20 protein-coding genes and 1 riboswitch are annotated in these 19,984 nt (G+C 31.1%); of the genes, 5 read left to right on the forward strand and 15 right to left on the reverse strand.

Translation table 11 applies throughout. The features are described 5' to 3' along the window. Nucleotides 1–25 precede the first annotated feature (25 nt). Entirely contained in the window at nucleotides 26–241 is a 216-nt protein-coding gene (locus J2Z42_RS10310) for a helix-turn-helix transcriptional regulator (RefSeq protein WP_209702553.1), read from the forward strand. A gap of 21 nt (nucleotides 242–262) precedes the next feature. On the opposite strand, the gene J2Z42_RS10315 is transcribed toward J2Z42_RS10310, so the two are convergent. Next, nucleotides 263–1,165 (reverse strand): hypothetical protein, encoded by a 903-nt coding sequence (locus J2Z42_RS10315; RefSeq protein WP_209702554.1) that lies wholly within the window; start codon nucleotides 1,163–1,165, stop codon nucleotides 263–265. Between the two features lie 230 nt (nucleotides 1,166–1,395). On the opposite strand from J2Z42_RS10315, the gene J2Z42_RS10320 reads away from it, so the two are divergent. Next, nucleotides 1,396–2,337, forward strand: a complete 942-nt coding sequence (locus J2Z42_RS10320; protein WP_209702555.1) for a Kiwa anti-phage protein KwaB-like domain-containing protein — start codon at nucleotides 1,396–1,398, stop codon at nucleotides 2,335–2,337. On the opposite strand, the gene J2Z42_RS10325 is transcribed toward J2Z42_RS10320, so the two are convergent. The 3 genes from J2Z42_RS10325 to J2Z42_RS10335 all read right to left on the reverse strand — a co-directional run bounded on the left by J2Z42_RS10325 (nucleotide 2,330) and on the right by J2Z42_RS10335 (nucleotide 5,252). Beyond that, nucleotides 2,330–2,890 carry a KwaA family protein gene (locus J2Z42_RS10325; RefSeq protein WP_209702556.1) on the reverse strand — a complete coding sequence of 187 codons (561 nt, stop codon included), beginning with the start codon at nucleotides 2,888–2,890 and terminating at the stop codon, nucleotides 2,330–2,332. The genes J2Z42_RS10320 and J2Z42_RS10325 overlap by 8 nt on opposite strands. 361 nt (nucleotides 2,891–3,251) lie before the next feature. Then, nucleotides 3,252–4,616: a 23S rRNA (uracil(1939)-C(5))-methyltransferase RlmD gene (gene rlmD / locus J2Z42_RS10330; protein WP_209702557.1), complete on the reverse strand. Its 1,365-nt coding sequence runs from the start codon at nucleotides 4,614–4,616 to the stop codon at nucleotides 3,252–3,254. 33 nt (nucleotides 4,617–4,649) lie between these two features. Continuing rightward, nucleotides 4,650–5,252 carry an RDD family protein gene (locus J2Z42_RS10335; protein WP_209702558.1) on the reverse strand — a complete coding sequence of 201 codons (603 nt, stop codon included), beginning with the start codon at nucleotides 5,250–5,252 and terminating at the stop codon, nucleotides 4,650–4,652. 279 nt (nucleotides 5,253–5,531) lie between these two features. On the opposite strand from J2Z42_RS10335, the gene J2Z42_RS10340 reads away from it, so the two are divergent. Next, nucleotides 5,532–6,296 (forward strand): TSUP family transporter, encoded by a 765-nt coding sequence (locus J2Z42_RS10340; protein WP_209702559.1) that lies wholly within the window; start codon nucleotides 5,532–5,534, stop codon nucleotides 6,294–6,296. Here J2Z42_RS10340 and ribH read toward each other — a convergent pair. The 4 genes from ribH to ribD all read right to left on the reverse strand — a co-directional run bounded on the left by ribH (nucleotide 6,293) and on the right by ribD (nucleotide 9,858). Next, entirely contained in the window at nucleotides 6,293–6,754 is a 462-nt protein-coding gene (gene ribH, locus J2Z42_RS10345; RefSeq protein ID WP_209702560.1) for a 6,7-dimethyl-8-ribityllumazine synthase, read from the reverse strand. The genes J2Z42_RS10340 and ribH overlap by 4 nt on opposite strands. A gap of 30 nt (nucleotides 6,755–6,784) precedes the next feature. Next, nucleotides 6,785–7,984 carry a bifunctional 3,4-dihydroxy-2-butanone-4-phosphate synthase/GTP cyclohydrolase II gene (locus tag J2Z42_RS10350; RefSeq protein ID WP_209702561.1) on the reverse strand — a complete coding sequence of 400 codons (1,200 nt, stop codon included), beginning with the start codon at nucleotides 7,982–7,984 and terminating at the stop codon, nucleotides 6,785–6,787. A gap of 82 nt (nucleotides 7,985–8,066) precedes the next feature. Next, a complete protein-coding gene (gene ribE, locus J2Z42_RS10355) occupies nucleotides 8,067–8,723 on the reverse strand; it encodes a riboflavin synthase (protein ID WP_209702562.1) in 657 nt (218 codons plus the stop codon). A gap of 16 nt (nucleotides 8,724–8,739) precedes the next feature. Beyond that, nucleotides 8,740–9,858 carry a bifunctional diaminohydroxyphosphoribosylaminopyrimidine deaminase/5-amino-6-(5-phosphoribosylamino)uracil reductase RibD gene (gene ribD, locus J2Z42_RS10360; protein WP_209702563.1) on the reverse strand — a complete coding sequence of 373 codons (1,119 nt, stop codon included), beginning with the start codon at nucleotides 9,856–9,858 and terminating at the stop codon, nucleotides 8,740–8,742. A 122-nt stretch (nucleotides 9,859–9,980) separates the two neighbouring features. Beyond that, a riboswitch (FMN riboswitch) is annotated at nucleotides 9,981–10,096 on the reverse strand. Nucleotides 10,097–10,213: 117 nt separating this feature from the next. Here ribD and J2Z42_RS10365 point away from each other — a divergent pair. Together J2Z42_RS10365 and J2Z42_RS10370 are read left to right on the forward strand one after the other, a co-directional pair. Then, a complete protein-coding gene (locus tag J2Z42_RS10365) occupies nucleotides 10,214–10,855 on the forward strand; it encodes a 5-methyltetrahydrofolate--homocysteine methyltransferase (protein WP_342590019.1) in 642 nt (213 codons plus the stop codon). 1 nt (nucleotide 10,856) lies between these two features. Continuing rightward, nucleotides 10,857–11,753 (forward strand): MBL fold metallo-hydrolase, encoded by an 897-nt coding sequence (locus J2Z42_RS10370; RefSeq protein WP_209702564.1) that lies wholly within the window; start codon nucleotides 10,857–10,859, stop codon nucleotides 11,751–11,753. A 35-nt stretch (nucleotides 11,754–11,788) separates the two neighbouring features. On the opposite strand, the gene J2Z42_RS10375 is transcribed toward J2Z42_RS10370, so the two are convergent. The 7 genes from J2Z42_RS10375 to purF all read right to left on the reverse strand — a co-directional run bounded on the left by J2Z42_RS10375 (nucleotide 11,789) and on the right by purF (nucleotide 19,966). Beyond that, nucleotides 11,789–12,844, reverse strand: coding sequence for a hypothetical protein (locus J2Z42_RS10375; protein ID WP_209702566.1), 1,056 nt, complete (start codon nucleotides 12,842–12,844; stop codon nucleotides 11,789–11,791). Nucleotides 12,845–12,861: 17 nt separating this feature from the next. Then, nucleotides 12,862–13,872: a phosphodiester glycosidase family protein gene (locus J2Z42_RS10380; protein ID WP_209702568.1), complete on the reverse strand. Its 1,011-nt coding sequence runs from the start codon at nucleotides 13,870–13,872 to the stop codon at nucleotides 12,862–12,864. A 210-nt stretch (nucleotides 13,873–14,082) separates the two neighbouring features. Next, nucleotides 14,083–15,330: a phosphoribosylamine--glycine ligase gene (gene purD / locus J2Z42_RS10385; RefSeq protein WP_209702570.1), complete on the reverse strand. Its 1,248-nt coding sequence runs from the start codon at nucleotides 15,328–15,330 to the stop codon at nucleotides 14,083–14,085. 86 nt (nucleotides 15,331–15,416) lie between these two features. Next, nucleotides 15,417–16,916, reverse strand: a complete 1,500-nt coding sequence (gene purH, locus J2Z42_RS10390; RefSeq protein ID WP_209702572.1) for a bifunctional phosphoribosylaminoimidazolecarboxamide formyltransferase/IMP cyclohydrolase — start codon at nucleotides 16,914–16,916, stop codon at nucleotides 15,417–15,419. Between the two features lie 13 nt (nucleotides 16,917–16,929). After that, nucleotides 16,930–17,544 (reverse strand): phosphoribosylglycinamide formyltransferase, encoded by a 615-nt coding sequence (purN, locus tag J2Z42_RS10395; RefSeq protein WP_209702575.1) that lies wholly within the window; start codon nucleotides 17,542–17,544, stop codon nucleotides 16,930–16,932. After that, nucleotides 17,532–18,527: a phosphoribosylformylglycinamidine cyclo-ligase gene (gene purM / locus J2Z42_RS10400; protein WP_209702577.1), complete on the reverse strand. Its 996-nt coding sequence runs from the start codon at nucleotides 18,525–18,527 to the stop codon at nucleotides 17,532–17,534. The genes purN and purM overlap by 13 nt, the downstream gene beginning before the upstream one ends. Before the next feature lie 29 nt (nucleotides 18,528–18,556). Beyond that, on the reverse strand, nucleotides 18,557–19,966 hold the full coding sequence (gene purF, locus J2Z42_RS10405) for an amidophosphoribosyltransferase (protein WP_209702579.1): 1,410 nt from the start codon (nucleotides 19,964–19,966) through the stop codon (nucleotides 18,557–18,559). Nucleotides 19,967–19,984: the final 18 nt, after the last annotated feature.

The raw sequence follows: 19,984 nt of genomic DNA on the forward strand, positions 1-19,984 counted from the left end.
ATAATATCTAAAGGTGTGAATATTTATGGCATTAACTATGGGTGAGAAAATTAGAATTCTATTAAGGCGAAAAAAAATAACCATATCAGACTTAGCCGATATGGTTGGTACTTCTCGTCAAAATTTAACTAATAAATTGAATCGTGATAACTTTTCTGAACAGGAATTAATTGAAATTGCTACAGCTCTTGGCTGCAAGTTTGAAGGATTTTTTATTTTTGAGGACGGGGAGGAAATATAATATTTTCTCCCTAAATTTTAACTAACTTAATTCATCTATTACATTTTGAATACTATGTAATGTTCCATTATTTAAACCATTATAATACTTTACATGTTCTTTTGTTGCTTCAAGAGCCTTTTTAAATTGCTCTTCTCCAAATTCCAATTTGATCTTTTCTAATAAATAGCGAGTAGCATATGTATTCATTGTTCTTGTATAACGTTGACCTTCCATCATTGCAAGAAAATTAGTAACATAATCACCTGCTGATCCAGCATTCATACCTGTTTCATCTGCAATTTTGTATTTTGCTTCATTACGAGTCAAGTTCCCGTGATAAACCATTTTAACTATCTCATATGCTCTATGTGTCATTTCATTTGTTATTTTCATAGTTTCACGCCCCTCACTATTGCTATTTAGAAAAGAATCTCTATATTTCCTCAATGTATCAAGAACCTCACTCCATATTTCTACCTTATCTCCTTCCACTATAAATACCTTCCCATGAGAATTACTAGCATCTGTTTTCATCTGTGCAAAATTACCTCTAAAATCACTTACATAAGTGTCAGGATATTTTGTAGAATTCGAACATCTTTCCATTAATTCCTCATAACTTACTACCCCTTGTTCCTCTTCAATTTTTAAAAATGCCTTAATTAATTTATGGTTATTTTGTTTTTCTCGATTTGCCCATACTGGAATCTTTCTGTTTGCTTTAGCATAATTGTTATCTTCAACTGTTGTAATTACAGGAGTTGTTGTTTTTACAGTGTTAGAAGATAAATCTTTAGCGGCTTTTAAGAAACTATCACTAATGTAATTAGAAAGTAGTTTTTCTATAACTTCTTCTTTATTTTCTTTGTTTAATGTTACTGCCAAATTAAATTTTTCTAAAATTTCAACGTTAATTAAGCAACTGAATGTACTTTTATCCATATATACATACTCCCTTTTTCTCTTTGATTCAATTATACATATCAAACACTAATTTGTAAATATGTAATTACAAATTGTCATATTTACAAATCAAAAAATGCAATATATATTTTTTATATAAAATAAAAAATCACCCCTTAAAGCGGTGAAATCAAGAAGAGTATTAGCATTTATCAAAAATGTATCTTATGGTATAATATTGATATTAATTCTAATTGAGGGAGGATATTATGTCTTATACACTAATTGAAGAAGGAATAGCTAAAGCAAAAGAGATTCCAACTTGGAGTTCTGTTTTAGTTGAATATAATCATTCTAAACACCCTAATGAATACATTTGCTACGATATGAATTTTTCATCTGTTGATTTATTGTCTACAACAATTACAGGTATGTGCGATGCTTTCTTATCTATTGTAAAAAAATATGATAAAAAAGTTATGGATTATACTGGAGAAAATCCTAAAAATGTAGTAGACAAGCTATCAACTAACAATACTGTAATTTCAACCTGCTGGAATTTTTTAATTGAACATATAAATAATAGCGATGATACAACTAACTTCAAACATATAAAAGCCAATGCATATGTTTTTATTGGTTCATATACCTTAAGTGATGGTACTTCTGAAAATATATATCTAATAACAAGAAAAAATCCACTCCTTACATATAAAAAAGGACGTACTCCGATTTTTACATCTCAAAACAACACCATTGCTAAAGCAGATGAACCACTAGTTCAATTTAGTAAATCATTTGATGCCATTGTTTACAAAAACACTATATATATGATTAATAACAATTGTGAAAGCATATTTAACATGGAATACACTCATAAAATCGTATGTAAAAAGCACTTATCAGAACTAGAAGCCGCTAACATTATTGCTAATTTTGAGAATTATGATTCTTTTGCCTCTTCAGGACAAAATCCAAAAAAATTTATAACCTATGATGCTTCCATTGTTGAAAAACTAGCGCAAACAAAATGGAAAAACAAATTAGCTAAGGACTTAAAAATCCCACTTGATTCTACAACAAAAAAATTTGATTTGCACGAAGAAGCAAATGCACGCAAATTTACTTTAGCAATTTGCGGTAAAACAAAATTAAATATGTTTGATGATGGTATTTGTGAAGTACCTAGCTCAACACCATTAATTATTTAACTAAATAAAAAGGCTTATTTAATGGGGCTATTTCAATGGTATTACCTTTATTTGCACATAGATTTTTACAACTTATAGCTAATACTTGTATAGACTTTGTTCCTGGTTCTGGTACCCATACAAGTTCACATGTATAAAATTTATAATTTTTTAATTCAAATAACAAATTGGCATATACATTATTATTTCGAATGCACAGGAATGCAAGTATTCCAAAGTATATTATAAATTGTATAACACTATCCCACTTAGTAAAATCAAAAACAAATAAAGGTAGTATGTATGAAAGTAAAAATTCTGAAGTAATTCCTTTTTCTTGAGTTGCCTCAACTACTTTATACTTTCTATAATCAGAATTTTTTATATTTTTCATAGAACACCAAATTATAATTATTGAACATAATATTCCTATTAAAATGCAGCATACCACAATATATTCAGTATAGATATATACTTTATTACTGATTAAACTCTTTATATCTATAAACAGTACTGTTATCCAAAGTGGTAAAAAAGATGTAAAAAACATTGCACTTTTAAAAAGTTTATTCATCTTGCTTCTCCTCTTTTTTCCTCATTATATCATAATCTATGCTTCTATTAACACTAAAATTTCCACTTAAACATATACAACACTTTTCTTAAAATCATCTCTCCTCCCATTAGTCATTCATAATTAGTATATTTTTTGCACTTAATAAATAATTCGTATTCTAAAACAAAAAGTTCAAATTTTTCAATTTGAACTTTTTAATAATAATTTTATTAAAGATTATTTTATTGTTTTACATATCCACTTAATCCATATCAAATCCCAACTCTTACCTTAACACCCTGAATAACCTCTTTATTTCTAAAATCATCACCATTTGTGTTAAAGTTATAAAAGCTTGCAAAGTGAGTAAATTCAATGATTATAACAAATCCTTGCGACGTATTCCTACTACACACTCGACGTGAGCGGTGTTCGGGAACATATCCATGAGTTTAACTTTATCTATTTTGTATCCGTAATACATAAATACATTTAAATCCTTTACAAGTGTCTTGGGGTTACATGAAACATAAATTATAGTTTCAGCACCAAAATTTATAACTTGCTTTAAAGCCTTCGGGTGCACTCCAGGTCTTGGAGGATCTAAAATTATCACATCCGGATTGTAGTTTAAATTTTCTATTACCTTAACAACATCTCCTGCAATAAACTCACAATTATCAATTCCATTAAGTCTTGCATTTTCTCTGGCAGCTTTTACTGCATCTTCAACAAGCTCTACTCCTATAACACGACTTGCATTGCCTGCAACTATCTGGGCAATAGTTCCTGTACCGCAGTAAAGATCGAATACAGTTTTTGAAGATACATCACCTAAAAACTCTCTTACTATACTATAAAGTTTTTCAGCACCTTTAGAATTAGTCTGAAAAAATGCCCCTGGAAATATTTTAAACTTGAGTCCTAAAATTTTCTCCATTATATAATCGTTTCCATATAGTACACTTAATTTTTCTATTTTTACAGCATCAGAAAAACTATCATTTACAGTATGAAGTATACCCTTTATTTTCGAACTTAAATTCAAATTCAATAACATTTCTGTCATTTTAGAAAAATCAAAATCAGCCTGCGAAGTTGTAACTATATTTATAAGAATTTCTCCTGTATTCTTTCCTTTTCTTATAACTAAATTTCTAAGATATCCCTTTCTAGTTTTAACCTTATAATAAGGAAAGTCTTTTTCTCTGAAATATTTAACTACTGAATTCAATACAATTCTAAAATCATTATCTACAATTTTACACTCATCTACATTTAGAATTCCAAAATTTTTTCCTTTTATATGCATTCCCAAATTAAGAATTCCGCCTTTTTCAGAATCTCCAAAAGTAAATTCCATTTTATTTCTATATTCAAACTCTTCAGGTGCCTTCTCAATGCCCAAAAAATTAAAATCAATTATGCCTTCTCTATCAAATAAATCCATAACCTGCTTAACTTTCAACTTTAGCTGTAAATCATACGGTATAAATTGAGAATTACACCCTCCACATGAATTAAAATGTGGACATATAGGCTCTACAGCATAATCTACGTTTTCTAATACCTCTATAAGCTTTGCTTCTAAATAATTTTTCTTTTTCTTATTAACCCTCGCAAGCACCTTTTGTCCAGGAAAAGTATTTTTTATAAAAATTTCTTTTCCGTCCAGGTATGCTATCCCTATAGACGGAAAAGAAGTTTTCTCTATGTAAAATTCATAAACACTTCCAATCTTCAATTTTTAATCTTTCCTTTCATAATATAAAATAAACTACTGTTTTCCAAATTTGTCTCCAAGTGTAGTTTTATACTTAGTTTTATCCATTATAAACGGATATAATACCAAAACAATAAAGAATATTATTATAAACATTCCCTTCATGTCTGCAACATAGTAACCAAATAAAAGTCTCAATAAAATATCAAACAAATATAATGCTGCTGCTGATACTACACCAGTTACTATTGTATCTATAAAAGATGACTTTAATTTTTGATTTATATTTAAGGATTTACCGGGTTTTTTAGCTTCCTCTTTAGAAAAATCATCCTTGCCCTTACCTAATTCTTTTAATTCTTCTGAAGTAACTTTTTTGCTTTCAGACTTTTCCTGCTGCTTATTTTCTTTCAGTTCCTTTTTTCTAAGCTCTTCCTGCTTTTTTTTCTCCTCTGCTTCCTTCTTCTTAAGCTCTGCTTTCTTCTTCTTCTCTTCTAACTTTTTCTTTTTTAATTCTTCAAGCTTCTTTTTCTCCTCTAAATTTTTACTTTTTAGTTCTTCAAAGAATTGCTTTTTTGCTTCTTTTTCATTTATCGAAACTTTATCATTATCGTTGTTATTATTGTTATTGTTATTATTGTTATTATTGTTTTCCATATTAAATTACCTCCTAATCAATGGTATCAATAAGCAAACTTTTTCTATTAATTAACTATATACAAAGTATATTATGCTACACTAAGTCATTTATGTAAATAGATATAAGCAGATACTTAGCTTTATTCATGGAATGTTTATATTTTTCAAATTAAAATTCTAACATTCATTTTACAATTGTATATATAAATTCTATAATTTTATTATATAAATTACAAATGATAAATTCTGTTAAAATCTATAGACTTTTCATTATGTAATAAATAAGGCGGTGTTTTAATGACAATAATAACAACAAAACTGATTTTCTTATGTATAGCCGGATTTTTTGCAGCTTTTGTGGATTCAATCGCAGGCGGTGGAGGTATAATAAGTCTTCCAGCATTTTTAATATCCGGTGTACCACCACATCTTGCCCTTGGGACAAACAAGTTTTCATCATCCTGTGCTTCTCTCGCAAGTTCATTAAAATTTGCTAAGTCAGGAAAAGTAGATACCAAAATTTTAAAGTTTTTGGTACCGTTTACCTTTATAGGGGCTATAATAGGCACTAATGTAGTACTAATAGTAAATACAAAATACTTAAATTCCATAGTTTTAACATTACTTATTTTAGTTAGTATATACAGTTTATTTTCAAAATCTGTAGGTATGGAAGATAATTTTAAATGTTTAACCAAAAAATCATTATTTTTAGGAATGTTATTTGCTGCATGTTTGGGATTTTATGACGGATTTTTTGGTCCAGGTACCGGTTCCTTCTTAATTTTTGGACTAATATATATATATAATTTTGATTTTGTAAGATCTGCTGGAAATGGAAAAGTTCTTAACTTTGTAAGTAACATAACTTCTTTAATTGTATTTATAATAAATGGACAAATTAACTACTCACTAGGTATACCTGTAGCAATTTGTATGATTTTAGGTGCTAGAATTGGAACAAGATTAGCCCTTTCACGTGGAGCTAATCTCATTAAACCAATATTTATAACTATATCTCTATGTCTTGCTGTAAAAATGATTTACGGAATTGTACATTAAAGTTCATTCAGTAAATTTGCCATTTCTATGGCAGCCATAGCTCCATCATAGCCTTTGTTTCCTGATTTAGTTCCGGCTCTCTCTATAGCCTGTTCTATATTGTCTGTAGTAAGCACGCTGAATATTACAGGCATTCCACTTTCAAGTGAAACACTGGCTACACCTTTTGATACTTCATTTGATACATAATCAAAATGAGGAGTTTGTCCTCTTATTACTGCTCCAAGACAAATAACTGCATCATATTTTTTGGAAAGGGCCATTTTTTTTGAAACAAGTGGTATTTCAAATGCTCCTGGAACCCAAGCTACTTCTATATTTTCTTCCTGTGCGCCATGTCTTTTTAAACAATCCAGTGCACCATCTAGAAGTCTTGAACCTATAAATTCATTAAATCTTGCCACTACTATTCCAATTTTCAAACCATCTGCAACTAATTTTCCTTCATATTTTTTCATAATAATCCTCTTTTCTATTTGTATATATTTTTATAATTTTAATAAATGTCCCATCTTTTCCTGTTTGGTTTTCATATATTTTTCACTCTCTTTGGAACATTCAACCTGAATAGGTACCCTTTCCACTATCTCCAGTCCATAATCTGAAAGTCCTGTAATTTTCTTAGGATTGTTTGTGAGAAGTCTCATTTTTTTAATTCCCAAATTCTCAAGTATCTGTGCTCCTATTCCATACTCTCTCATGTCTGCTGGAAATCCAAGAGCCAAATTTGCCTCTACAGTGTCCATTCCATTTTCCTGAAGGCTGTAAGCTTTTATCTTGTTCAAAATTCCTATTCCTCTGCCTTCCTGACTCATATATAAAAGTACGCCTTTTCCCTCTTTTTCAATCTGTTTAAGTGCAGATTGAAGCTGTGAACCACAATCACATCTCAGTGAATGAAATACATCTCCTGTAAGACACTGTGAATGTACCCTTACAAGCACAGGTTCTTTTTCAAAATTATCTCCCTTTACAAGACAAACATGCTGGTCTCCATTTAGTATGTTTTCGTAACCTATAATTTTAAATTCACCAAATTTGGTTGGAAGATTGGCAGAAGCCACCCTTTTAACCAATTTCTCCGTCTTTTTTCTATAAGCTATTAAGTCCACTATAGTTACAATCTTAAGCTCATGTTCTTTGGCAAAACTAATCAAATCATCCCTTCTAGCCATAGTTCCGTCATCTTTTATTATTTCACATATTGCAGCTGCACCTTTAAATCCTGCAATTTTAGCCAGATCAACTGAAGCTTCCGTATGTCCTGTTCTGTCGAACACTCCATTTTTTCTAGCTATTAGTGGAAATACATGCCCCGGTCTCCTAAAGTCACTTCCACATTCTGATTTTGCAATCATATTTATAGTATGTGCTCTTTCAAATGCTGATATTCCTGTTGTGGTATCCTTATAATCTACAGATACTGTAAATGCCGTTTCATGATTGTCTGTGTTATTCTGAACCATTGGATTTAACCCAAGTTTTATTGCTATTTCTTCTTCAATAGGTGCACATAAAAGTCCTTTTGCATATTTAATCATAAAATTAATATTTTCGCCAGTTGCTTTTTCAGCCGGTATAACTAGATCACCTTCATTTTCTCTTCCTTCATCATCTACAATTATAATCATCTTTCCCTGTTTAAGATCCTTTACTGCATCCTCTATTTTATTAAATTTGTAAGCCATTATTTTTATCTCCCTTCAATAAAATAATTATTCACTAAATTTTTTATTTTCCTTTTATTACAAAAATTCTGAAATATATTTACTACATAAATCCATATTCTTTTAGTTTTTCAACATTCACATTTCCAGATTTTCTTTGTTCTTTCTTTTCAGAATTAGAAATCATTTTTTCTACATATTTTCCTATTAAATCACATTCTATATTTACTATATCTCCTATTTTTTTATAATTTAAAATAGTTTCTGACTTTGTATGCGGTATCAATGATACACTAAAATATTTTTCATTCAATTCTGCTACAGTAAGGCTTACTCCGTCTATAGTTATAGAACCTTTTAATACTATATATTTAAGTAGGTTTTTAGATACCTCAACATCTATCCATGTGGATATATCCTCATTTCTTATATTGATAATTTTGCCTGTTCCATCTATATGCCCACTTACTATATGTCCTCCAAGCCTATCTCCAAGCCTTAGTGCTCTCTCAAGATTTACCTTGCTCCCAATTTTTACATTTCTTAAATTACTCATTCTCAGCGTTTCCGCCATAACATCTACAGTAAAGAGGTTATTTCTAAAATCCACCACAGTAACACAGGTTCCATTTACAGCAATACTATCTCCTAATTTAACTCCATCCAATATACTTTCAGCTTTTATAGATATCTTTGAAGAATTTATGCCCTTTTCTAATTTTAAAACTTCACCAATTTCTTCTACCAAGCCAGTAAACAAATGCTATCACCTCTTTTTAGTCTTCAGAATTTACTACATAAGCCTGAATCATAATGTCTTCTCCTATACTCTCTGAATGTATGTCCTTTAATTTTATTTCATCCTTTATATCTTCAATTCCATCGCCTTCAACTGAAGTTTTTGCAGTTTTGCCTCCAAATATCTTAGGTGCAACAAAATAAATAACTTTGTTCACAATTCCAGACTTCAATGCAGAAAAGTTAAGTTCTGAACCTCCTTCAATAAGTATGCTGTCTATACCATCTTCTCCTAGCTTATTAGTTAAATATTTTAAATCTACCCTTTTATTTTTATCTTCAGGACAAATAATTATACTTACTCCCATAGCTTTTAGTTTTTCCGCTTTATCTCTATCAAAATTTTCAGTACATGCTATTATTATCTTTCTTTTATTAGAAGTTTCAAAAATTTTTGATTTTAATGGCACTCTGAGCTTGGAATCTACAATTACAGCCGTCGGACTTTTACACTTTTCTTCAAGCCTTGTAGTTAAAAGAGGATCATCTAAAATTACAGTACCAACTCCAACCATAATTGCCATAACTCTATTTCTTATCTCATGAACCCTTAATCTTGATTTTTCTCCTGTTATCCATTTAGATTGTCCACTAATTGTAGCTATTTTGCCATCCATGGTAACTGCTGATTTTAAAATTACAAACGGTGTTTTTGATTTTATATAATTCATAAATATTTCATTTACTTTTAAAGCTTCTTTTTCCATAACTCCTGTAATTACTTCTATGCCATTATCTTTTAGAATCTTTACACCCCTTCCTGATACAATAGGGTTTGGGTCTACACTTCCAATTACTGCTCTTTTTATTCCAGCCTTTACTATAGCTTCAGCACAAGGTGGAGTTTTTCCATAGTGAGAACATGGCTCAAGAGTCACATATATATCTGCATTTTTTGCATCATTCCCCGCTTCCCTAAGAGCATATACCTCTGCATGGGGACCTCCAAAAAATTTATGATAACCTTTTCCTATAACCTTTCCATCTTTAACTATTACTGCTCCTACCTGAGGATTTGGATTTACAAATCCCTTACCCCCCAAAGCTAATTCAAGTGCTATTTTCATATAATTTTCATCTAACTTTTCTTTTTCCATAGAATTCACTTCCAGATATTTTGTTATTTCTTGATTTTTTATAAACTTAAAATCCCCTGAAGGAAACCTTCAGGGGATAAATTAACAAAGCAAATAAATCATAGTCAGACTATGCTGTTTGTCCATACCTTCTTTTATCCAGACTTTACTGTCGGTACTGGAATTAAACCAGTTCTGCTTATGCAAGCTTGCGGACTATACCGCCGATCGGGAATTTCACCCTGCCCCGAAAGTTTATTTTATGAAGTTTTTGATTATGTTTTCAATATATACTTATTTTTTTATTTTGTCAATAGCAATTTAAATTTATTCATTATAGTGTATAATAATATCTGTTGAGCTACTGAGCTTGGAGGTGTTATTTATAGAAATATTTACTGATTTTAAATTTAAATTAGATAAAGAGCAAGTTACAAACACACTAAAAAATTATAGTTATATTTTAAATATAAAAAAAATAATGCCCATTTATAATTCGCTTTTACCTATTTTATATGAATATGTAAAACCACTTGGAGTATTCAATATTGAAAAAAATATTGACTTGCATAATATGTATAAATATGAATACATAATTCCATGTATAGTTAGCATAGGCAGTGATATTGACAAAAAAACAAATTATTATTTTTCTCAGAAAAAAATTGAGGAGGGTCTTGTATTAAATGCTATGGCTACTTCATATTTATTCAATGTAGCTTCACAGCTTTTCAGATGCATATATGTAAAAACTTCAAATGCCAATTTGGGATTAAGTTGCAGGATATCTCCAGGAGATAATTATTTGCCCATTAAATATCAGAAATATATATTATATAAGTTAAACAAAAACAATACTTTTAAAATTAATATAAATAAAAATTATGTTATATCTCCAGCGCACTCCATGGCTTATATATACATGGCAGATAAAAAAATACCGATTAACAAAAAAGACCACAATTGCAGTGAATGCCAGGGAAGAAATACTTGCAGCATGAGAAAGGATTTGGTTTAACATGAATTTAAACAAAATTAAAGGCAGCACTTACTATATAGATGCACCAACCAATGCGGGAATATTTGCATTTAAAAATAAAAATTGTCTCATTATAGATACAGGACTTAATAACAGCGATGCTAAAAAGCTTGACGACATAATCATTCAAAATAATCTTCATCCAAAATATATAATAAATACGCATAGCCATACAGACCACTGCGGCGGAAATATATACTTTCAAAAAAATTATCCGGGCGTTCTTGTATATGCTTCAAAAGGTGAAAAATTATTTATGGAAAATTACAATCTGCACCCTTCCATACTTAGTTCAGCTTACCCTCTAAGGTCTTTAAACAAAAGCAATAAACCAATAAGCGTAGATTATATACTTGATTATGGTATAAATAAAATAGGTGACGAAAAATTTGATATAATTCCCCTTCCAGGGCACTCTATAGAACATATAGGCATAATTACACAAGAAAAAGTGTGTTTTTTAGGTGATTCTATATTTAGTTCTGAAATATTAGACAAGTATTCTTTTCCATATTTATATAATATAGATGATACTTTGAAATCTTTAAAAAGTATAAAAGAAATTGATGCCGATTATTTTGTTATAAGTCATTCTAAAAATTTAGTTACCAGAGACAAGATATCTGATTTAGTAGGTAAAAACATAAAAAATATAGAGAACTATATAAAAGAAATACTTGAACTTTTAGACCAGCCTTTAACAAGAGAAGATATTCTGGAAAATATAACTATATTAAATAATTTAACACTTGATTTTAATGAATACTATTTAAACTTTGCTGGATTATCTGCATTTATCTCCCACCTATATAATAATAGACTTATAGATTGTTCTATTGAAGATGGGAAACTATATTATTTCAAATCAAGTAAATAAAAAAGGATTCTCCGTTTAAAGAGAATCCTTTTTTATCAATTACTAAACAAACTTCCTAATACTTTATTTCCACTGATGCTTATCACTCCATAATTGTATACACCAGCTAATTTTCCTTCATATTGTACTGACTTTCCAGTTGCAACCTCAGTCACAGTATTCTGAGATGGATTATTCACATATATCCTGCCGTCCCTCAACACATAAATATTCTTTTTATCAGTATATCCTGATAATTTATAAGTCTTCCAGCTGCTTCTCTGTTTAGTTAAATTAGCAACGAATATCTTATTTATCTTGTCATTTTCTCCATTGCCTATGTATATATAATCATTGCTGTCTGCCCCAAGCAAATAGTGCATTGCATTTTCACCTGTAGCTATCGGTTCGGCTGATTTTCCCCTTATCCTATTAGAACTTCTATCCTCATATATAAGCTGGTCTCCATCTTCCGTATTTATAGCTGCTATATTTCCAAGCTGTGTTGCCCTAAATTTAGCTAAATTCATTCTTGTCATACGATCTATTCTATATATTCTGCTTCTCTCTCCTGCTGACTCTGAAACAACATAAGTTACATTACTTGCTCCAGAAAAGGCAACATTTTCAACTTCATAATTACTATTTGGCAATAGTATTTCAAGCACCTGGTTTTGATCATTTTTACGCTCTGTTTTTGAATCCCTTTTAGCATCATATGCTTCAAATTCCAAATAACTTGAGCCATTTTTAGAAATTTTTTCTGCCATAAGTATTACATCACTGTCCGTATCCCAGGTATAATAAGAAAGTTCTGCACCATCTGCAACATCTACTTCTTTTTTCTTATTTTTATCTGTATCAACTACGTATATACTTTCATTTTCATAATAGGATACATAATTTCCATTATGAGAAATCTTCACATCTTTAGCATCGTCAGGAATTTTAACTTTAATTTTAGTATGAGATTTTTTTGAAGATATATCAACTTTTTTTATATTAAAAGTAGACTCATCACCAAGGTAAAATTTATCAATAAAAAATAAACCAGCTAACTCTAAAATTATGGGAATTAAGGCCCATGCAATTAATTTCTTAAGTACTTTCATTAGGATTACACTCTCCTCTAAGGTTTTACATATATTGCAGTAGCTACTGTTCTTTCTCCATTCCAGTCACATGGATTATTTATTATATCTCCATCAAAATACATGGTTGAAGATGAGCCTCCATCAAGACAGGTGGCATTCAGTACACCCTGCTGCAATAATATATTCTGAACATCTTTTAATGTAGCTCCCGGCTTAAGTGCCCTTCTTCCATCTATTACTAGCATAACCACAGTTCCATCGGCTTTTTGACCTATGGCAGTTCTTGGATTTAAGCCTACCGTATCTACTGATACTGTTTTTCCATTCATTATAAGTACAGGATCAAAAGAAAGTGCCTCTGTTACATTTTCAGCCAATAACTCATTCAAACTATGTTTTCCCACTATCAATTTTCCTGTAGAAGTAAATGCTGCTACATCCATTCTATCATCTGCACTTATATTACTATTAATGCTCTTTCCTCCTGATATAACAATACCTTCAGGGTACGCCCCTGTTCCAGTCCAAAGTTTTCCATTTGATGCCTTGTCTGTAAATCCACCTCCGTTTATAGCAGCAATAGCTCCATTATCCTGGGCTATTTCACTGGTTTTTTCTCCAACCTGTCCTAGCCTTTTAGTATAGCCTATCTTTATTCTAGTTGGATCCTTTATTTCAAGTATGTATCCATCAAATTTGCTGCCAGGTATATCATATCTTTCTATTCCTTTATCATTACGGTGATCTATGCTTACACCATCCTGATTTTCCGAATCATTTTCAGATAACTGTCCACTTTTATTTTGATTCAATATTTCATTTATTTTGTCTTTAGACAAAAAAGTAGTAGCTATATATTGATGACTAAGAGTCTTCATTGCTGTACTAACTACCATATTCCTTACACCTGTAAACGGTCCATGAAATACAAGTATAGGTGCCGTTACTGCAACAACTATAAGTTCATAAATTACAAAAAAAAGAAATACCTTAAAAGATTTCTTCTTTTTTCTTCTTCTCTTTGCAGTCCTTTTTGGATTGTCCATCTTATTTACCTCCACAAAATAGGTATAAATTGCTATATAAAACATTACAAATCATATTTTACTATTGTTTCAGAATTATTTCTACTAAAAAAATAATCTATAATTAATTATAACCTTATAATAGTCGAATTTTCATAATTATTTTAAATAAATTGTTAATTTTATTCATTCAAAAAGGGCCTGTCAAAGACAGCCCCTTTTCTAACTTAACTATTCTCCAATATCAGTTCTAAAATACTTACCATCAAACTTTATCTTTTCAAGATTGTCATAGGCAATTTTAACTGCGGATTTAAGATTTTCTCCAACTCCATATGTGCAGAGTACCCTTCCTCCATTTGTCTTAAATATACCGTTTTCTTTTTTAACTCCAGATGCAAAAATATTTTTTACATTATTTAAGCCGTCTATCTTAAAGCCCTTTTCATATTTTATTGGATATCCTTTTGATGCTGCAACTACACAGCAGGAAGCACCTTTATTCCATTTCAAGTCAAAATCAGCTAGCTTTCCATCAAGTGAGGACTGTATAAGATCTACAAAATCACTTTCCATAAGTGGAAGTACTGCCTGTGTCTCAGGATCTCCCATTCTAACATTGTACTCAAGAAGATATGTACCCTTTTTAGTTATCATGATTCCAAAGAATATTATTCCCTTGTAGTCAAGCTTTTCACTTTTTATCCCATTTAAAGTAGGTTTCATTATGTTTTCATTAAATTCTTCTATAACACTTTTAGTACAGTATGGATTTGGAGAAATAGCTCCCATTCCACCTGTATTAGGGCCTTTTCCACCATCATATATCTGTTTGTGATCCTTTGCAGATATAAATGGAATTATACATTTTCCATCAGTTATGGATAATATAGATGCTTCTACACCCTCTAAAAACTCTTCAACAATTATCATTTTGCCGGAGCCTTTGAATATATCATCTATCATAAAGCTCTTTATGGCAGCTTCTGCTTCACTTTGAGTGTTACATATAACTACACCTTTTCCTGCAGCTAAGCCGTCTGCCTTCACAACAGCAGGATATTGACAATGTTTTATGTATTCAAGTGCACTGTCTGCATCTTCAAAGCTTTCATATTCAGCAGTTTTTACACCGTATTTTTTCATAAAATTTTTAGCATAAGTTTTACTTCCTTCAAGTTTAGCAGCCTCAGCAGCTGGTCCAAATATTGAAAGTCCACTTTCTCTGAACTTATCTACTATTCCATCCACAAGTGGTACTTCAGGTCCTACTATAGTAAGATCTATTTTTTCTTTTGCCGCAAATTCAGTTAGTTTTTCTACATCACCATCTGATATATTGACATTTTCACATTTATTTTCAGAAGCTGTGCCTCCATTTCCCGGTGCACAAAAGATTTTATCTACATTGATATTTTGCGAAACCTTCCATGCTATGGCATGTTCTCTTCCACCTGAACCAATTACAAGTATTTTCATGAAACAACCTCCCTTAATTCTTTTTTATTTACAGATAAATATTTTCCACCCATAATATCTATATTACAAGTGGAAAACACGATAATTTAATGTTTAAAATGTCTTATTCCTGTGAATATCATTGATATTCCATTTTTGTTGCATTCTTCTATAGAATCCTTGTCTCTTATGGAACCACCTGGCTGAATTATAGATTTTATACCATATTTTGCAGCTTCTTTAACTACATCATTAAATGGGAAAAATGCATCAGATGCAAGTACTACTCCATCTTTTGCTCTCTCAAGTGCCTGGCATGTTGGCCATATTCTGTTTACCTGTCCGCCGCCAATTCCTATAGCTTTAAAATCTTTAACTACTACAATTGCATTTGATTTTACATATTTGCAGACTTTCATTGCAAATATTAAATTCTTGAGTTCATCATCTGTTGGTTTTTTATCTGTTACAACATCCATCTTATCAGTCAATTTGTTATCTGTAGACTGAAGAAGTATTCCTCCGTCAACCTTTGCCATCTCAAAGCTGGTATTTGGTTTAACGTCACATTTGATTATCCTTATATTCTTCTTTTGCTTCAATATTTCAAGTGCATCATCATCAAAGTCAGGAGCAATTACTATCTCAAGGAAAATCTTGTGTATTTCCTCAGCTGTCTTTTTATCTACTTTTCTATTTAATGCTACAATTCCTCCAAATATTGATGTTTCATCACACTCATATGCCTTGATATAAGCATCAAACACAGAATCACCTATAGCAGCTCCACATGGGCTGTTATGTTTAACTCCGACACAAGCTATGTCTTCAAATTCATTTACTGCTCTCCATGCTATATCCATATCTTTTATATTATTATATGAAAGTTCTTTTCCATTGAGCTGTTTGAAATCTTTCATTGGAGCCTTGCCTGTTGTAGAAACATAGTAGGCAGCACTCTGATGAGGATTTTCTCCATATCTCAAACTTGAGGATTTTTTATATGAGAGTGATAAATATTCAGGATATTCCTCTTCAAGAAGGAAATTTGAAATGGATGCATCATATGCAGACATTAAATTAAATACCTTACCTGCTAATTTTCTTCTTACACTAAAGTCAACATCACCATTTTTATTTATATCTTCAATTATTCCAGAATAATCATTTACATCTGTAAGAACAATTACATCCTTGAAGTTTTTAGCTGCTGCCCTTATCATAGTAGGACCGCCTATATCTATAAATTCAACTTTTTCATCGAAGCTTATATCAGTTTCTACTTTATCAAAGAAAGGATATAAATTTACAACTACCATATCTATTGGTGTTATATTTTTCTCTTTAAGTGTATCCATATGTTCCTTTACATCACGCCTTGCAAGTATTCCTGCATGAATTATTGGATGAAGTGTCTTTACCCTTCCATCCAACATTTCAGGAAATCCTGTAACCTTAGATATTTCTGTAGCAGGTATTTTATTTTCAATCAAATATTTGTACGTTCCACCTGTTGATATTATCTCTACACCTTTATCTTTTAAAAATTGTGCTAGCTCTAAAAGCCCATCTTTATTATATACACTTATAAGTGCACGCTTTATCATGTTATAGCCTCCATTAACTTAAGATTTTAACTTTTCTCCCAAAAGTTTCAACCTTACCAAGAGAAATAAGTTTTACAACCTCTGGAAGTGCCTTATGTTCTTCTTCAAGTATTCTCTTTTGAAGAGTATCTTCCGTATCATCAAAGTAAACAGGTACTGTCTTCTGAAGTATTATAGGACCATTATCCGTATCAGCATCCACAAAATGTACAGTACATCCAGATACCTTAACTCCATATTCAATTGCCTTTCTATGTACTTTGATTCCATACATTCCATTTCCACAGAAAGCAGGTATTAATGAAGGATGAATGTTTATTATCTTATTTTCAAATTTCGAAATAAGTTCACCCTTTAATATAGAGAGCCAGCCTGCACATACTATTAAATCAACCTTACCTTCTAATACTTTAAGTATACAGGAAGAAATATCATCCTTATGTATTTTTCTATCAAATACATAAGTTTTTATATTATTTTTTTTTGCCCTCTCAAGTGCATAAATACCCGATCTATCACTTATTGCAGCTTCTATAGAACAGTTTTCTATATAGCCACTATTTATGGCATCAATTATTGATTGAAAATCAGTTCCACCACCTGAAACAAGAACAGCTATTTTAAACATACCTTTTTTTCTCCTCTTTCAACAGCTCCAATTAAATATGCCTTTTCTCCAAGTTCAGAAAGTTTATTCAGTATTCTGCCTACATCCTGAGGTGCTACACAAAGCACAAAGCCTATTCCCATATTGTATGTATTGTACATTTCAATTTCAGGTACTCCGAGGCTTATCATATGCTTGAATATTTCAGGTACTGGATAGCTATTTTTATCTATAACAGAAGTAAAATCTCCTTTAAACATCCTAGGTATATTTTCAAAGAATCCCCCACCTGTTATATGGGCCATTCCTTTAATATGAAAATTTCTTAAAAGTTCAAGCACAGGTTTTACATAAATTTTTGTAGGTGTCAAGAGCTCCTCTGCAAAAGTCTTGCCATTGAAGTCTGCATCTAAATCAGTTATTAATTTTCTGACAAGAGAATATCCATTGCTGTGTACTCCGCTTGAAGCTATTCCTATGAGTTTATCTCCATCTTGTATTGAGCTTCCATCTATTATATCTTCCTTGTCTATAACTCCAACAGCAAAACCTGCCATATCATATTCTCCATCTTTATAGAATCCAGGCATTTCTGCTGTCTCGCCGCCTATAAGTGCACATCCTGATTGCTTGCATCCATCTGAAACTCCTTTTACCAGGTCAGCTGCAACTTCTGACTCTAATTTTCCACATGCCAAATAATCAAGGAAAAATATAGGCTTTGCTCCATGACATAATATGTCATTTACGCACATTGCAACACAATCTATCCCGACAGTATCATATTTTTTAGCATGGAAAGCTACTTTTAATTTTGTTCCAACACCATCAGTACCGGATACCAGCACTGGATTTTTATATTTTCCTAATTCAAACATACCGGCAAAACTTCCAAGTCCATTTAAAACTCCCGGAATAAAAGTAGAAGATGAATATTCCTTCATCAATTTTACCGACTTATATCCTTCTTCTATGTTAACACCTGAATCTTTATAAGTTGCCACTATATCACCCTCTTAACTAGATTTTTAGATTATACTAGAGCTTCAGTTTCCTTATCTGGAGTTGGCATTGGATATAATCCATTAAAACATCCAAGACAGTAATCTTTTTTATCATTTTTTCCAAAGGATTCAATCATTCCAGCAATATCAATATATGCCAGACTATCCGCACCTATTTTTTGTCTTATCTCATCTACTGAAAAATTAGCCCCTATAAGATCTTTTCTATAAGGTGTATCAATTCCAAAATAACATGGACATTTAACTACAGGTGAAGAAACCCTAAAATGTACTTCTTTTGCCCCTGCTTTTCTGAGAATTTCTACAAGCCTTTTACTGGTAGTTCCTCTTACAATCGAGTCGTCAACAATTACAACTCTTTTGCCTTCTACATTCATTTTAAGTGGATTAAGCTTAACTGAAACAGCCCTTTCACGGAGCTTTTTAGAAGGTGCTATAAAAGTCCTTGCTATATATTTATTTTTTATAAAACCTATACCATATGGTATTCCGGATGCTTCTGCAAATCCAACAGCTGCCGGAATTCCTGAATCCGGAACTCCAATTACAACATCGGCATCTACAGGACTTTCTCTATATAGTATTTTTCCTGCCTTTACTCTTGATTCATATACATTTATGCCATCTATTGTACTATCAGGCCTTGCAAAATATACATATTCAAAAGCACATGTTTTACATTCTATTCTATCTGTAAATCTATCCGATTTAAGCCCCTCTTTATCTATAATTACAATTTCTCCTGGAAGTACATCCCTTACGAAATCTGCACCTATAGCATCCAATGCACAGCTTTCAGAACACAAGATATAGCTATTATCTATTTTTCCAATGCAAAGTGGCCTTATACCATTTGGATCTCTAATTCCTATCAACTTATCTTCAGTTAAAATAACAAGTGCATATGAACCTTTGATATTTTTTAACGAACTTGAAATAGCTTCCTTAAGATCATTGCTTTTATTTTCAACAATAAGATTCAATATGACTTCAGTATCGCCTTCACTGTCAAATAAACATCCATCTTTTGAAAGTTCATCTTTTACTAATTTTGCATTTACCAAATTCCCATTGTGAGCAATAGCAATATTACCTGACTTGTATTTTTTCATCAACGGTTGAGCATTTTCTATATGGCTTGAACCTGTTGTAGAATATCTTACATGGCCTATAGCACTTTTACCGTCAAAAATACTCAATATACTCTCATTAAATACATCAGAAACCAATCCCATGCCCTTGTAACAATTCAATTTATGTCCATTTGATACAACTATACCTGCACTTTCCTGTCCCCTATGTTGAAGTGCATATAATCCATAATAAGTCATGGAAGCTACATCAATATCATCATTGTCCCTAGAAAATATTCCAAATACTCCGCATTCTTCTTTAAACTTGTCGTCTAAAATGTGCATTAGATTCTTTCCTTTCTA

Origin of the sequence: Clostridium algifaecis (assembly GCF_017874415.1) — a bacterium.
Classification (GTDB): domain Bacteria; phylum Bacillota; class Clostridia; order Clostridiales; family Clostridiaceae; genus Clostridium_B; species Clostridium_B algifaecis.

Coding starts and splice junctions, on each gene's coding strand:
- J2Z42_RS10310 (WP_209702553.1), top strand. CDS start 26: ATGGCATTAACTATGGGTGAGAAAATTAGAATTCTATTAAGGCGAAAA.
- J2Z42_RS10315 (WP_209702554.1), bottom strand. CDS start 1,165: ATGGATAAAAGTACATTCAGTTGCTTAATTAACGTTGAAATTTTAGAA.
- J2Z42_RS10320 (WP_209702555.1), top strand. CDS start 1,396: ATGTCTTATACACTAATTGAAGAAGGAATAGCTAAAGCAAAAGAGATT.
- J2Z42_RS10325 (WP_209702556.1), bottom strand. CDS start 2,890: ATGAATAAACTTTTTAAAAGTGCAATGTTTTTTACATCTTTTTTACCA.
- J2Z42_RS10335 (WP_209702558.1), bottom strand. CDS start 5,252: ATGGAAAACAATAATAACAATAATAACAATAACAATAATAACAACGAT.
- J2Z42_RS10340 (WP_209702559.1), top strand. CDS start 5,532: ATGACAATAATAACAACAAAACTGATTTTCTTATGTATAGCCGGATTT.
- ribH (WP_209702560.1), bottom strand. CDS start 6,754: ATGAAAAAATATGAAGGAAAATTAGTTGCAGATGGTTTGAAAATTGGA.
- J2Z42_RS10350 (WP_209702561.1), bottom strand. CDS start 7,984: ATGGCTTACAAATTTAATAAAATAGAGGATGCAGTAAAGGATCTTAAA.
- ribD (WP_209702563.1), bottom strand. CDS start 9,858: ATGGAAAAAGAAAAGTTAGATGAAAATTATATGAAAATAGCACTTGAA.
- J2Z42_RS10370 (WP_209702564.1), top strand. CDS start 10,857: ATGAATTTAAACAAAATTAAAGGCAGCACTTACTATATAGATGCACCA.
- J2Z42_RS10375 (WP_209702566.1), bottom strand. CDS start 12,844: ATGAAAGTACTTAAGAAATTAATTGCATGGGCCTTAATTCCCATAATT.
- J2Z42_RS10380 (WP_209702568.1), bottom strand. CDS start 13,872: ATGGACAATCCAAAAAGGACTGCAAAGAGAAGAAGAAAAAAGAAGAAA.
- purD (WP_209702570.1), bottom strand. CDS start 15,330: ATGAAAATACTTGTAATTGGTTCAGGTGGAAGAGAACATGCCATAGCA.
- purH (WP_209702572.1), bottom strand. CDS start 16,916: ATGATAAAGCGTGCACTTATAAGTGTATATAATAAAGATGGGCTTTTA.
- purN (WP_209702575.1), bottom strand. CDS start 17,544: ATGTTTAAAATAGCTGTTCTTGTTTCAGGTGGTGGAACTGATTTTCAA.
- purF (WP_209702579.1), bottom strand. CDS start 19,966: ATGCACATTTTAGACGACAAGTTTAAAGAAGAATGCGGAGTATTTGGA.